We start from the raw sequence: 12,201 nt of genomic DNA on the forward strand, positions 1-12,201 counted from the left end.
TTCTCTGTCTAAGATTGACGGGTTGCTCCGACAGGGATCGCCGGGGCTACTGCGTCGCACTGTCCACCGGTTCGCCGGGGCTGGTCGCGGTTGACATTTTCACAGAGCTCACGGGTCGGGATCGCAGGTCATTGGATCGCCCCGCAGTCAGTTCGCTGAAGTATGCCGCCGTCGCGTCGCAGCAGCCGCACCGTGAGACACCCGTCAGGCCTGGGTGATAAGCGCCGAAAACACCACAGAGATGTCCGTCTCTGCGTGCTGAAGCAAGCGCGACACGCCCGACCGCGTGGGTCGAAGGACCCAGTGGGTGCCGAGCGAGAGCAGCGACCGACTGCTCAGCTGAGCAACCGGAACAGCAGGGACGAGAGAAGGACGAACTGTGGCGAGACAAAAGATCCGCATCAGGCTCAAGGCCTATGACCACGAGGTCATCGATTCCTCGGCGCGCAAGATCGTCGACACGGTGACGCGTACCGGAGCCAAGGTCGCCGGCCCCGTGCCGCTGCCGACCGAGAAGAACGTGTTCTGTGTGATCCGTTCGCCCCACAAGTACAAGGACAGCCGGGAGCACTTCGAAATGCGCACCCACAAGCGGCTGATCGACATCATCGATCCCACCCCGAAGACGGTCGACTCGCTCATGCGGCTCGACCTGCCGGCCGGTGTGGACATCGAGATCAAGCTCTGAGGGACGTGAGATGAGCACCACTACTGAACGCAAACTGAAGGGCATCCTCGGCGCCAAGCTCGGGATGACCCAGGTGTGGGACGAGAACAACAAGCTCGTGCCCGTGACCGTGATCCAGGCCGGACCGTGCGTGGTCACCCAGGTGCGTACCCCCGAGAACGACGGGTACTCCGCGGTGCAGCTCGGTTTCGGTGCGGTCAAGACCAAGAACGTGAACAAGCCGGACGCCGGCCACTTCGACAAGGCCGGGGTCACCCCGCGCCGCCATCTGGTGGAACTGCGTACCTCCAACGCCGCCGAGTACGAGGTCGGCCAGGAGATCGCCGCCGATGTGTTCGAGGCGGCCGACGTCATCGACGTCACCGGGGTGACCCGCGGTAAGGGCACCGCCGGTGTGATGAAGCGGCACGGCTTCCACGGTCTGCGCGCCTCCCACGGTGTGCACCGCAAGCACCGCTCCCCGGGCTCGATCGGTGGCTGCGCCACCCCGGGTCGGGTCTTCAAGGGCCTGCGCATGGCGGGCCGGATGGGTGTCGAGCGCGTCACCGTCCAGAACCTGGTTGTGCACGCCGTGGACGCTGAGCGCGGCCTGCTGCTGGTCAAGGGCGCCGTGCCCGGACCGAAGCATGGTCTCCTCGTCGTGCGCTCCGCCGCCAAGAAGGGTGATATCGCATGACCGAGTCCAACACCATCTCCGTCGACGTCGTTGACGCCCAGGGCAACAAGACCGGCTCGGCCGATCTGCCCGCCGCGCTGTTCGACGTCGAGCCGAACATCCCGCTGATGCACCAGGTCGTGGTGGCCCAGCTCGCCGCCGCCCGCCAGGGCACCCATGCCACCAAGACCCGCGGTCAGGTCCGCGGCGGTGGCATCAAGCCGTGGCGCCAGAAGGGCACCGGCCGCGCCCGCCAGGGTTCGCGCCGCGCCCCGCAGTGGGTCGGTGGCGGCGTCGTGCACGGCCCGCAGCCGCACGGGTACGCCCAGCGGACCCCCAAGAAGATGATCGCCGCCGCCCTGCGCGGGGCGCTGTCGGACCGGGCCCGCGACGGCAAGCTCTACGTGATCGATCAGCTGGTCGCCGGGGACACCCCCTCGACCAAGGCCGCTCGGACCGCCATCGAGGCGGTCACCTCGAGCAAGAAGGTGCTGGTCGTGCTCGAGCGTGACGACGCCAACAGCTGGCTGAGTGTGCGCAACCTGGCCGACATCCACCTGCTGTCGCCGGATCAGTTGAACACCTACGACGTGCTGGTCTCCGACGAGATCGTCTTCACCGCTTCGGCGCTGGAGGCCTTCATCGCCGGTGGCCGGGCGGGCGTGGCTGACCAGCCCGAGTCCGAGGAGGACGCCAAGTGACCCAGTCGCTGAAGATCCGCGACCACCGCGACATTCTCATCGCCCCCGTGGTGAGCGAGAAGTCGTACGGCCTGCTGGACGAGAACAAGTACACCTTCCTGGTGGCGCCCGACGCGAACAAGACCGAGATCAAGATCGCGGTCGAGACCGTGTTCGAGGTCAAGGTCACCGGCGTCAACACCATCAACCGTCCGGGCAAGCGGCGGCGTACCCGCGCGGGCTGGGGCAAGCGTCCCGACACCAAGCGCGCGATCGTCACCGTTGCCGACGGTCAGCGCATCGACATCTTCGGGGCCCAGGCCTGAGGCCCGGAGACTGAGAGGACAATCACATGGCTATTCGCAAGTACAAGCCGACAACCCCGGGCCGTCGCGGCTCGTCGGTTGCCGACTTCGCCGAGGTGACCCGCTCGACTCCGGAGAAGTCGCTGCTGGCCCCCAAGCCCAAGACCGGTGGTCGTAACAACACCGGTCGGATCACCACCCGCCACATCGGTGGTGGGCACAAGCAGGCGTACCGTCTGGTCGACTTCAAGCGCTACGACAAGGACGGGGTTCCGGCCAAGGTCGCGCACATCGAGTACGACCCGAACCGGACCGCCCGGATCGCGCTGCTGCACTACGCCGACGGCGAGAAGCGCTACATCATCGCGCCGGAGAACCTGGCCCAGGGTGCAACCGTCGAGGCCGGCGAGAACGCCGACATCAAGCCGGGCAACAACCTGGCCCTGCGCAACATCCCGGTCGGTACCACCGTGCACGCGGTGGAACTGCGTCCGGGCGGTGGCGCCAAGCTCGGTCGCTCCGCCGGTGCGGCCATCCAGTTGGTCGCCCGTGAGGGCAAGATGGCCACCCTGCGCATGCCCTCGGGCGAAATGCGCATGGTCGACGTGCGCTGCCGCGCCACCGTCGGTGAGGTCGGCAACGCCGAGCAGTCCAACATCAACTGGGGCAAGGCCGGCCGCTCGCGGTGGAAGGGCAAGCGCCCGACCGTCCGTGGTGTCGTGATGAACCCGGTCGACCACCCGCACGGTGGTGGCGAGGGTCGTACCTCCGGTGGTCGTCACCCGGTGTCCCCGTGGGGCAAGCCGGAAGGCCGTACCCGGGACAAGAACAAGGCGAGCAACCGCCTGATCGTTCGCCGTCGCAAGACCGGCAAGAAGCGCTGATTGGGGATCTGAGGAAACATGCCACGCAGCCTGAGCAAGGGCCCGTTTGTCGACGACCATCTGTTGAAGAAGGTCGCCGAGCAAGCCGCCAAGGGCAACAAGAGCAGTGTCATCAAGACCTGGTCGCGCCGTTCGATGATCATCCCCGACATGATCGGGTTGACCATCGCCGTGCACGACGGTCGCAAGCATGTGCCGGTGTTCGTCACCGACGCGATGGTCGGCCACAAGCTGGGTGAGTTCGCCCCCACGCGTACGTTCAAGGGCCACATCAAGGATGACCGCAAATCCAAGCGCGGACGCTGAGGAATAGGAACTGAATCTGATGAGCACGCAAGAGAAGGCACGGCCCAGCCGCCGCGCTGCCCTGCTCGGGGATCGTCCTGGTTCGTACGCGATCGCGCGTCACGTCCGGATGTCGCCGACCAAGGTACGCCGCGTCGTCGACGTGGTCCGTGGGATGGACGTCACCGAGGCCCTGGCCGTACTGCGGTTCGCGCCGCAGGCCGCCGCGGAACCGGTGGCCAAGGTCATCGCGAGCGCCGCGTCCAACGCCGAGAACACCGAGTCGCTGCGGGCCGCTGACCTGTACGTCTCGCAGGCGTTCGTCGACGAGGGCGTCACCATGCGCCGGATCCGTCCCCGGGCCAAGGGTTCGGCGTCCCGGATCCTGAAGCGCGCCGCCCACATCACCGTGGTGGTGGAGCCGCGCGAGCAGGAGCCGAAGCCGGCCAAGAACAAGGGCCAGTCCAAGAAGTCCGAGCAGAGCGAAAAGGAGGCCTGAGCATGGGGCAGAAGATCAATCCCACCGGATTCCGCCTGGGCATCACCACCGACCATCGCTCCCGCTGGTACGCCGACAAGGACTACAAGAAGAACGTCGGCGAGGATGAGAAGATCCGGGTCTGGCTGACCAAGAACCTCGAGCGCGCGGGGATCTCGAGCATCGAGATCGAGCGTCGCTCCGAGCGCGTCACCATCTTCCTGTCCGCTGCCCGCCCGGGCATCGTGATCGGCAAGAACGGTGCCGAGGCCGAGCGCGTCCGCGGTGAGCTGGAGAAGCTGACCGGCAAGCAGGTGCAGCTGAACATCCTCGAGGTGAAGAACCCCGAGACCGATGCGCAGCTGGTTGCCCAGGGCGTGGCCGAGCAGCTCGGCGCCCGCGTGGCGTTCCGTCGCGCGATGCGCAAGGCCCAGCAGTCGGCCATGCGTGGTGGCGCCAAGGGCATCCGGATCAAGTGCTCCGGTCGTCTGGGCGGCGCCGAGATGAGCCGGTCGGAGTTCTACCGCGAGGGTCGCGTGCCGCTGCACACCCTGCGCGCCGACATCGACTACGGCTTCTACGAGGCGCGTACCACCTTCGGCCGGATCGGCGTGAAGGTCTGGATCTACAAGGGCGATGTGTCCGGCACCCGTGCCGAGCGCGCCGCCCAGAAGGCGGCTCGCCAGAGCGCCCCGGGTGGACGCGGTGGTCGTCCGCAGCGCGGTGGCCGTGGCGATCGTCCGCAGCGTGGTGGCCGTCGTCGCAACGAGGACCGCGCCGAGAACACCGACGCAGCCGGCTCGACCGAGGCTGCTTCCGCTACCGAGACCGCAGGAGCCTGACATGCTCATTCCGCGTCGCGTCAAGCACCGCAAGCAGCATCACCCCAAGCGTGGGGGGATGTCCAAGGGCGGCACCGAGCTCGCGTTCGGTGACTACGGCATCCAGGCCGTGACCGCTCACTACGTGACCAACCGGCAGATCGAGTCCGCTCGTATCGCCATGACCCGTCACATGAAGCGTGGTGGCAAGGTGTGGATCAACATCTACCCCGACCGCCCGATGACCAAGCACCCGGCCGAATCCCGCATGGGTTCGGGCAAGGGTTCGCCCGAGTGGTGGATCGCCAACGTCAAGCCCGGACGCGTGATGTTCGAGCTGGCCGGGGTGCCCGAGGATGTCGCTCGCGAGGCCCTGCGCCTGGCGCAGCACAAGCTCCCGATGAAGACCCGCATTGTTGTTCGTGAAGGAGCTGAATGACCATGGCTGACACGTTGAAGGCTGCTGAGCTCCGCGAGCTGAGCCGCGACGAACTGCGCGAGAAGGTCAAGTCGCTGAAGGAAGAGCTGTTCACCCTGCGCTTCCAGGCGGCCACCGGCCAGCTCGACTCGCAGGGTCGGGTGGGCGCGGTCAAGAAGGACATCGCGCGCATCTACACCGTGCTGCGGGAGCGTGAGCTGGGCATCATCGCCGAGCCCGAGGCCGGCGTGACCGAGACCTCGACCACGTCGAAGAAGAAGGCAGACGCATGAGCGAGAACACCACCGAGACCCCGCAGACCGGGTCCGACGAGCGTCTCTCGGCCCGCAAGGTCCGCGAGGGCATCGTCGCCAGCAACAAGATGGACAAGACCATCGTTGTCGTCGTCGAGGACCGGGTGAAGCACCGCCTGTACGGCAAGGTGCTGAACCAGTCCACCCGACTGAAGGCCCATGACGAGAACAACGACGCCAACATCGGCGACCGCGTCCGGATCATGGAGACCCGGCCGCTGTCGGCGACCAAGCGCTGGCGTCTGCTGGAGATCGTCGAACGCGCCAAGTGAGCCGTCCGCCGGCGCGGGGCACCGCACCGGCGACAACTCTCGACCACAGGGGTCGCACCGAATCATCGGTGCGGCCCCTGGTTGCTTTTTTTAGGAGGGTCATCCGGTGGCGGTGGGCCGATTCTGACTCCAGTCGCCGATCGGAGGCCGATTCGGGCCGATTTCGTCCTTCTGGTGGCAGGATCGGCCCACGTCGTACACCTGAGGTGCCCGCCCGGAGGGGCTATCGCCGAGGCTCGGCGGGTTACTAGTGTGGTGAACCTCACCAGTCGGCCGGCCCGGCCGACGGCAGAAGGGAACCCGCATGTCTTCGTACCGCATCGGCTACTTCGTCGGCAGCCTTTCGTCCACCTCGATCAACCGCAAGCTGGCCAACGCCCTGATCTCGGTGGCCCCCGAGGGGCTCGAGTTCACCGAGATCCCCATCGACAAGCTGCCGCTGTACTCGCCGGACTACGACGCGGACTACCCGCCGGAGGGCCGGGCGATCAAGGATGCGATCGCCGGAGTCCAGGCGGTGCTGTTCGTGTGCCCGGAGTACAACCGCTCGATCCCGGGCGCGCTCAAGAACGCCATCGACTGGGCCTCCCGTCCCTGGGGTCAGAACTCGTTCAACCACGTGCCGACCGCGATCATCGGTGCCTCGGTCGGCAGCATCGGCACCGCGGTCGCCCAGCAGTCGCTGCGGTCGGTGATGGCGTTCTGCAACGCCCGCCTGATGACCTCGCCCGAGGCGTACATCCACCTGCAGCAGGGGGCGATCGACGACGACGGCACGATCAACGACGAGAGCCTGAAGCCGATCCTGGAGAGCTACATGGTCGAGTTCAAGGAGCATGTGGCCCGGGTGCTGACGGTCCTGCCGCGCGACTGAACCCGCGCCCGAGCAGCGATCGAGGCCTGTCCCCACGATGGCGGACAGGCCTCGCCCGGTGTCCGGGATGAGCCGGACTCAGGGAGTCGTGTCCCACGGATTGAGGCACGCGACCCCGAGGGGTTCGAAGTGCCGGGTGTTTCGGGTCACGATGACCAGCCCAGCAGCTTCAGCCACGGCGGCGATGAGGGCGTCGTCCAGGGATGCGTGCTCGGGGACCCGATAGGCCGCGAGGATCCGGGCTGCGGCCAGGTCGAACGGCACCACCCGGTTGGCGAAGGCGGGCAGGACGTTCTCCTCGAACCAACGACGCAGGATTGCCCCCTGCGCGACGTCGGATCGCTGTTTGGCGAGCACTCCCCGTTCGATCTCCGCGATGGAGAAGGCCGAGATGAACTGGTCGGCGACCGGTCTGGCGGATGCCCAGCTCTCCACGGCAGGATTGCGTCCCCGAACTCGCAGGGCGGACACCACGTTGGTGTCCAGCAGGTATCTCACAGATCCGCGGAGCGGAGTGTGAGATCCAAGCGGCCCGGTTCGAACTCGATGTCCGCACCCTCCTCGGTGCTCAACAGGTCCACCATGGTCAGTGCCTCGGCCTGTAGGGCAGTCGCCAGCAGATCCCGGGCCTCTGCCTCGACCGAGCGGTGATGCAGCGCTGCCCGTCTGCGCAGTGCGGCCAATGTGGCGACCGGAAGGTTGCGAATCGAGATCTGTTCTACCCGATCACCTCCGATATCAAGCCTATGATATCAACCAGCGGCGGGTTGTGCGGCCGGCTGGGCGAACCGGGCCGACTGGGCGCTGACCGATTCGGGCAACTCGGGCATCGCCGGCAGGTCCAGCGGCCGCTCCGCCTTGGTCACGAGCTCGACCACGGTGCCGGCCAGCTTGTCGGAGGACTGGCTGATCGACTGCTGCGCGGTGATGATCGCCGCGACGACCTCCTCGCGGGCCTGGTGACCGTACTTGACCGCCTCGATCATCGACTCGGCCTGCTGGTCCAGCGAGGTGGCGACCTCCAGGATGGTTTCCGGGCGCAGCGTCGGGGTCTGGATGGTCCGGGCGATCTCGCCGGTGGTCCGCGAGGACGCCTGGGCGTACGCCTGGAGCACGTCGTTCGCGCCGTCGGCGACCACCTGCTGCAGGTTCGCCGCCTGCTCGGCCTGCAGCAGCAGCCCCCACTGGGCGATGGTCAGCTTCATCGTCGGAATCGTCAGATTGATCAGCAGGGCGAGCCGCTGGCCCAGGCCGTAGTGCAGCGAGCGGGTGTTGCGTACCTGCGGGGAGGTCGACCAGGCCACGAACAGCCGCTGCTGGAACTCGTTGATCCGCACCGACAGCGCCTCGATGAACTGCACGATCCGGTCGCGTTCCTCCTCCAGGTCGCGCTTCTTCGGGTCGTTCGGATCGATCTCGATCGCGACCATCGAGTCGTACGCCTCGGTCCGCACCGCCTCCATCACCGCGATCGCGCCGATCAACTGGGAGATGGAGGCCTCATTGGCCTTGTACAGCTCGTCGCACAGCACCACGTTGCGCTTGAGTTCGCGCTGCTTGGTCATCAGCTCGCCGGCGATCTTGTCCAGCTGTCGCTCGACGCTGCGCGACTCCTCGAACAGCATCTCCACGATGTTGCGGCCCCGGGTGAAGATCCCCTTGACCGAGTCCATGAACCGGTCGAAGGCCTCCCGGACCTCGGCGGTCTTGGTCGGGTCGTATTTGTTGCGGAAGTTGCGCATCGTGTCGTTGATCTTGCGCATCGTCGCGGTCAGTTCCGGGATCTCGATCGGGCCGAGCTCGCGGAAGATCCGGTTCACCTGCATGTTCACCGCATCCAGCGCCTGATTGCCGAACTCGCTGAGCAGGTTGGTGTTGTTCAGCATCTGCGGGTACAGCTTTTTCGCCGCCGCCTTGGCCTGCTCCTGCTGGGACGGGGAGAGCATCTTCAGGCACGACAGCTCGCCGGGTTCCTGCCCCGGCATGGCCGGCGCTGCCGCGGGGGTGGCCGGCTCCAGGGTCGCCTGGCGGGTCGCCAGCGCATGCGCACCGGCGGCCAGGGAGTTGTCCGCGGCGCCGGCCGGGGCGGGGGCGCCTCCGGTCAGGGCGCCGAAATCGATCGCGAGTTCACTCATGTCGTCTCCTTCGGTCGGTCTTCGGGTCGGGTCAGCCGCACTGGGTGCGGTCCTGCAGGCACCCGAGCAGGGCCAGAGTGACCTCCGCGTTCGGGGCCGGGATGGTGCGTACGCGGGGCGCCAGCGGCAGGTCGGGGAAGTCGGCGGTGTTGTTCAGTGCGGCATTGGTCGCCGAACGGAAGCCGTACTTCTTCCAGGCCAGGGTCTGCAGCTCGGGATCCTTCAGCGCCTCGATCAGCTTCGCCGCGTCGGCGTCCAGGGCCAGCAGCGGGTGATCGGAGTACATCGTCGGATCCGGGTAGAGCACGCGTACCTCCTGCAGGACTCCGGCGGCATTCGGGCCGGTGTTGATCTCCTGGATGATCTGCGACTCGTAGCCGGCGTACAGCGGGGCGGCGTACTCCCCGCCCTGGGTCAGCCACTGCCGAAAACCGTTGTCCGAGGTGGCCGCCTGCAGACCCTGGGCGTCGTACAGCTGACGCAGCTGCGGCAGCGCCGCCCGGGCCTCGGTGATCGTCGGCGGGCGGGTGCCGTCGGTGGCGATCGTGCTCAGCTCCAGCTGGGCGAGAGTGAACCCGGAGTTCGATTTGGCCGGATCGGTGGAGGAGATGTTGATCGGGCCGCGCAGGTTCTGGGTCTGCAGGTCCTGCCAGGTCTTCCCGGCCAGGGTGTGCTCGATCAGCAGGCCGTGCATGTTGACCACGTAGTAGGCGCCGTCGCGCTGTTCGACCAGTCCCGCCCGCAGCAGGGCGTCGGTGCCGTTGGGTCCGGCGTAGATCACCTCGGGGGACTGCAGCACGGTCTCGGCCCGGTACGCGGGGAACTGGCCGGCGTGCTTGGCCTCGAACACCTGCTGGGCCGAGGCGCTGGAGGGCCACAGGCAGTTCCAACCCCGGCTGCGGATCTGCTCGGTCTCGACCAGCACCTGGTCGTAGGACCCCATCGCCTGCCACTGCACGGTCAACCCGTGCTTCTCCTTGAGCAGCCGGACGACCTCGGGATCGGCCATGAACTGCGACTTCTCCGAACCGCCCACGCAGCTGACGGTCACCTGGGGGCGGGCGGTGGTCTGCCGCACGATCAGATAGCCGGCGACCACCAACACCACCAGAACCAGTGCCAGGCCGATGAAGAATCTGCCTCGGTTACGCATCTCAACCCTCCAACTTCGGGATCTTCGGCGGGGCCACGGTGTCCAGATTCGCCCGGTACTCGGCCATGTCGCCGGAGTTGACCAGTCGAATGCTCTCGATCGCGAACTCGTCGAATCGTTCGACCGCGGCCCGTCCGTCGGTCAGCAGCCGGGGCGCGTCGGTGTAGTAGTCCGGATTGCGCTCGATGTCGGCGTACTGCTCGACCAGGCCCTGCAGGCTCTGCACATGACCCTCCAGCCGGGAGGCGGAGGAGTACAGGCTGTTCGGGTCGGTCTCGGCGATCCGGTCCAACAGTTCGGGCACCACCTGGCACGCCCGATCCAGGTCCGCGCGCAGTTCGGCGTCCCGGATCCGGCTGCCCGAGGTGGTGATCTGGCGCAGGATCCGCCGCACCGAGGCCACCTTGGCCTGGGCCTCGGCCTGATAGGTGTCGGCCTCGGCCTGACGCGCGGTGCCGGCCAGCATCAGGTACGCCCCGACCGCGGCGATCGCGGCGGCGGCAGCGGGTACGCCCAACTGCACCGGCAACCCGGCCCCACCCAGCAACAGGAAGAACACCACGAACACCACCACCGTGACGGCGATGGCGATCGGCACCGCGAAGCGCCGGATCACCGTACGCCCCCGCTCACTTGTAGCCCGCCGCGGTCCGCAGGGCCTGGACCAGGTTCCCCGATTCCACGTACGCCCCGCCCGACGCCTCACCGACCGGCCGCAACTGGCCGGGATCGGCGCTGCCGAAGGCGATGCTGACCACCGGGATCCCGGTACTGCGCAGGGTCTGCAGCGCCCCCTGCTCGTCCCCGGAGGACTGCCCGTCCGACATCAGCACGATCAGGCTCTTGTTGTCGGCGGTGTGTCGCGCCTGCAGGCTGCTCGTCGCTTCCTTGAGGCAGGCGTACATATCGGTGCCGCCGCCCGGGCGATAGTCGATCACCAGCTGCTCCAACTGCTTCAGCTGGGCCGGATCGTTACCGGTCACGGTCTTGGCGGGCTGCGGCGTACTGTTGAAGATCGACACGGAGGTCTGGTCCTGCGGAGCAGTCTGCAGCAGATTCACCCGCGCCCGCTCGGCGTCGAAGATCTCGTGGGCGGCCCGCTTGACCCCGTCCCAGCCGTCCCCGCTCATCGATCCCGAGCCGTCCAGGCAGTAGTAGATGTTGGTCGGGCGGCGGTAGCGGGTGTGATAGCGCGCCAGGGTCTCCTCGATCACCGGAGCGGCCGGATAGGTGACCCCCTGCTCGCGGATGTCGGTCTTGATCCCCCAGGCCGGGTTGAACACGTTCTGATCGGGGTTGGTCAGGGTGAGCCCGATCGAGTCGGCCGGGCGGCGGCCCAGCCCCAGCAGCTTGCTGCGGGCGCCGGCGTCGCGGAGCAGAAAGTCCTGCAGCTCGGTGAAGACCTTCTCCTTCTCCGCATCGGCCGCCCCGGTCGCCCGGAAGCCGAGCGGAGCGTCGCTGATCGCGATCCCGCCGTGCGGGTAGACCACCCGGAACGGCTGCTGTCCCTGCTGGACCAGCTGCTGGTTCTGCTCGATCACCAGCGCCTCATAGGTGAACATCGCCTCGCACTCCTGCGGCGCGGCGACACATTCCTCCATCATCGTCCCGGTCGACGGGGGAGTGCGGTCGATCGCCCGGATGAACGTGCGTACGCCCTCATCAACCTGCGGGGAATCCAACTGCTCCTGGGTGAGCGGCTGGCCGGGGCCGTTGCCGGCGAAGTGGTTCATGAAGGCGAACAGCGCGGTCGCCCCGGAGTTGGACTGGGTCGGATTGGTCGCCCAGACCTTGGCGCTGCCGCTCTCCACGGCGGTCACCACGTCGGCGATGGTGACGTCGTCGCGATTGAGATTCATCCGGTCCAGCACCTCGGGCCGGGCGGCGAAGACCACCGGAGTGAGGAACATCGGCTGCACGTGCCGCAGGTTCCCCTCGGTATTGCCGAGCTGGGCGAACACCGAGGAGGCGAACCAGTACGCGTCGTACTGCGTCGACCCGTCCTGCAACAGCCGGGCCTGATCCACCGAGCCGAGCAGGTCGTACTCGCAGGTGTAGCCCTTGTCCTTGCACCACGGGGTGACGATCTGTTCCAGCACCGCGCGCTGTTCGGAGCCCGCCACGATGCGCAGCGTCTTCTTCTGATCGACGCCGCAGGCCGCCAGGCCCGCCAGGAGAACCATCGCCAGTACCAGGGAAGTCAACCGTCGGAGCCCACTCATGGCCATATTCAATCCGG

Annotated in this window: 18 protein-coding genes; 12 read left to right on the plus strand and 6 right to left on the minus strand. The window is 67.2% G+C overall.

Annotated features, from left to right (window positions below):
- Positions 1–379: 379 nt before the first annotated feature.
- The 12 genes from rpsJ (at position 380) to G531_RS0117630 (ending at position 6,674) form a co-directional block, all read left to right on the plus strand.
- On the plus strand, positions 380–688 hold the full coding sequence (gene rpsJ, locus G531_RS0117575) for a 30S ribosomal protein S10 (RefSeq protein ID WP_026928217.1): 309 nt from the start codon (positions 380–382) through the stop codon (positions 686–688).
- A gap of 10 nt (positions 689–698) precedes the next feature.
- Entirely contained in the window at positions 699–1,364 is a 666-nt protein-coding gene (gene rplC / locus G531_RS0117580) for a 50S ribosomal protein L3 (protein ID WP_026928218.1), read from the plus strand.
- Positions 1,361–2,044, plus strand: a complete 684-nt coding sequence (gene rplD, locus G531_RS23745; protein ID WP_035759641.1) for a 50S ribosomal protein L4 — start codon at positions 1,361–1,363, stop codon at positions 2,042–2,044. The genes rplC and rplD overlap by 4 nt, the downstream gene beginning before the upstream one ends.
- On the plus strand, positions 2,041–2,349 hold the full coding sequence (gene rplW / locus G531_RS0117590) for a 50S ribosomal protein L23 (protein ID WP_211221900.1): 309 nt from the start codon (positions 2,041–2,043) through the stop codon (positions 2,347–2,349). Before rplD ends, rplW begins: the two co-directional genes overlap by 4 nt.
- A gap of 26 nt (positions 2,350–2,375) precedes the next feature.
- Positions 2,376–3,212 carry a 50S ribosomal protein L2 gene (gene rplB / locus G531_RS0117595; protein ID WP_026928220.1) on the plus strand — a complete coding sequence of 279 codons (837 nt, stop codon included), beginning with the start codon at positions 2,376–2,378 and terminating at the stop codon, positions 3,210–3,212.
- Between the two features lie 18 nt (positions 3,213–3,230).
- Positions 3,231–3,518, plus strand: coding sequence for a 30S ribosomal protein S19 (gene rpsS / locus G531_RS0117600; RefSeq protein WP_026928221.1), 288 nt, complete (start codon positions 3,231–3,233; stop codon positions 3,516–3,518).
- A gap of 19 nt (positions 3,519–3,537) precedes the next feature.
- The gene (gene rplV, locus G531_RS0117605; protein ID WP_081684243.1) at positions 3,538–3,996 is read left to right on the plus strand and encodes a 50S ribosomal protein L22; all 459 of its coding nucleotides are present in this window, start codon (positions 3,538–3,540) and stop codon (positions 3,994–3,996) included.
- 2 nt (positions 3,997–3,998) lie between these two features.
- Positions 3,999–4,817 (plus strand): 30S ribosomal protein S3, encoded by an 819-nt coding sequence (gene rpsC, locus G531_RS0117610; protein WP_026928223.1) that lies wholly within the window; start codon positions 3,999–4,001, stop codon positions 4,815–4,817.
- Position 4,818: 1 nt separating this feature from the next.
- On the plus strand, positions 4,819–5,235 hold the full coding sequence (gene rplP, locus G531_RS0117615; RefSeq protein WP_026928224.1) for a 50S ribosomal protein L16: 417 nt from the start codon (positions 4,819–4,821) through the stop codon (positions 5,233–5,235).
- A gap of 2 nt (positions 5,236–5,237) precedes the next feature.
- Complete coding sequence (rpmC, locus tag G531_RS23750) at positions 5,238–5,507, plus strand: 50S ribosomal protein L29 (RefSeq protein ID WP_035759692.1); 270 nt, start codon at positions 5,238–5,240, stop codon at positions 5,505–5,507.
- The gene (gene rpsQ, locus G531_RS0117625; RefSeq protein WP_026928225.1) at positions 5,504–5,800 is read left to right on the plus strand and encodes a 30S ribosomal protein S17; all 297 of its coding nucleotides are present in this window, start codon (positions 5,504–5,506) and stop codon (positions 5,798–5,800) included. Before rpmC ends, rpsQ begins: the two co-directional genes overlap by 4 nt.
- Positions 5,801–6,104: 304 nt before the next feature.
- Positions 6,105–6,674 (plus strand): NADPH-dependent FMN reductase, encoded by a 570-nt coding sequence (locus G531_RS0117630; protein ID WP_026928226.1) that lies wholly within the window; start codon positions 6,105–6,107, stop codon positions 6,672–6,674.
- A 78-nt stretch (positions 6,675–6,752) separates the two neighbouring features.
- Here G531_RS0117630 and G531_RS0117635 read toward each other — a convergent pair whose 3' ends face one another.
- Genes G531_RS0117635 through G531_RS0117660 form a run of 6 tightly spaced genes read right to left on the minus strand, consistent with a single transcriptional unit; the run spans position 6,753 to position 12,184 of the window.
- On the minus strand, positions 6,753–7,172 hold the full coding sequence (locus tag G531_RS0117635; protein ID WP_026928227.1) for a type II toxin-antitoxin system VapC family toxin: 420 nt from the start codon (positions 7,170–7,172) through the stop codon (positions 6,753–6,755).
- Complete coding sequence (locus G531_RS0117640; RefSeq protein WP_026928228.1) at positions 7,169–7,411, minus strand: FitA-like ribbon-helix-helix domain-containing protein; 243 nt, start codon at positions 7,409–7,411, stop codon at positions 7,169–7,171. Before G531_RS0117640 ends, G531_RS0117635 begins: the two co-directional genes overlap by 4 nt.
- Positions 7,412–7,426: 15 nt before the next feature.
- Positions 7,427–8,809: a toxic anion resistance protein gene (locus G531_RS23755; RefSeq protein WP_051215674.1), complete on the minus strand. Its 1,383-nt coding sequence runs from the start codon at positions 8,807–8,809 to the stop codon at positions 7,427–7,429.
- 31 nt (positions 8,810–8,840) lie between these two features.
- Positions 8,841–9,962 (minus strand): type 2 periplasmic-binding domain-containing protein, encoded by a 1,122-nt coding sequence (locus G531_RS0117650; RefSeq protein ID WP_026928229.1) that lies wholly within the window; start codon positions 9,960–9,962, stop codon positions 8,841–8,843.
- 1 nt (position 9,963) lies between these two features.
- Entirely contained in the window at positions 9,964–10,578 is a 615-nt protein-coding gene (locus G531_RS0117655) for a 5-bromo-4-chloroindolyl phosphate hydrolysis family protein (protein WP_026928230.1), read from the minus strand.
- Between the two features lie 13 nt (positions 10,579–10,591).
- Positions 10,592–12,184: a vWA domain-containing protein gene (locus G531_RS0117660; protein ID WP_081684255.1), complete on the minus strand. Its 1,593-nt coding sequence runs from the start codon at positions 12,182–12,184 to the stop codon at positions 10,592–10,594.
- Between the last annotated feature and the right edge of the window lie 17 nt (positions 12,185–12,201).

It is taken from the genome of Granulicoccus phenolivorans DSM 17626 = NBRC 107789 = JCM 15570 (genome assembly GCF_000423085.1).
GTDB classification, from domain to species: Bacteria; Actinomycetota; Actinomycetes; order Propionibacteriales; family Propionibacteriaceae; genus Granulicoccus; species Granulicoccus phenolivorans.

Coding starts and splice junctions, on each gene's coding strand:
- rplC (WP_026928218.1), top strand. CDS start 699: ATGAGCACCACTACTGAACGCAAACTGAAGGGCATCCTCGGCGCCAAG.
- rplD (WP_035759641.1), top strand. CDS start 1,361: ATGACCGAGTCCAACACCATCTCCGTCGACGTCGTTGACGCCCAGGGC.
- rplB (WP_026928220.1), top strand. CDS start 2,376: ATGGCTATTCGCAAGTACAAGCCGACAACCCCGGGCCGTCGCGGCTCG.
- rpsS (WP_026928221.1), top strand. CDS start 3,231: ATGCCACGCAGCCTGAGCAAGGGCCCGTTTGTCGACGACCATCTGTTG.
- rplV (WP_081684243.1), top strand. CDS start 3,538: ATGAGCACGCAAGAGAAGGCACGGCCCAGCCGCCGCGCTGCCCTGCTC.
- rpsC (WP_026928223.1), top strand. CDS start 3,999: ATGGGGCAGAAGATCAATCCCACCGGATTCCGCCTGGGCATCACCACC.
- rplP (WP_026928224.1), top strand. CDS start 4,819: ATGCTCATTCCGCGTCGCGTCAAGCACCGCAAGCAGCATCACCCCAAG.
- rpmC (WP_035759692.1), top strand. CDS start 5,238: ATGGCTGACACGTTGAAGGCTGCTGAGCTCCGCGAGCTGAGCCGCGAC.
- rpsQ (WP_026928225.1), top strand. CDS start 5,504: ATGAGCGAGAACACCACCGAGACCCCGCAGACCGGGTCCGACGAGCGT.
- G531_RS0117630 (WP_026928226.1), top strand. CDS start 6,105: ATGTCTTCGTACCGCATCGGCTACTTCGTCGGCAGCCTTTCGTCCACC.
- G531_RS23755 (WP_051215674.1), bottom strand. CDS start 8,809: ATGAGTGAACTCGCGATCGATTTCGGCGCCCTGACCGGAGGCGCCCCC.
- G531_RS0117650 (WP_026928229.1), bottom strand. CDS start 9,962: ATGCGTAACCGAGGCAGATTCTTCATCGGCCTGGCACTGGTTCTGGTG.
- G531_RS0117660 (WP_081684255.1), bottom strand. CDS start 12,184: ATGAGTGGGCTCCGACGGTTGACTTCCCTGGTACTGGCGATGGTTCTC.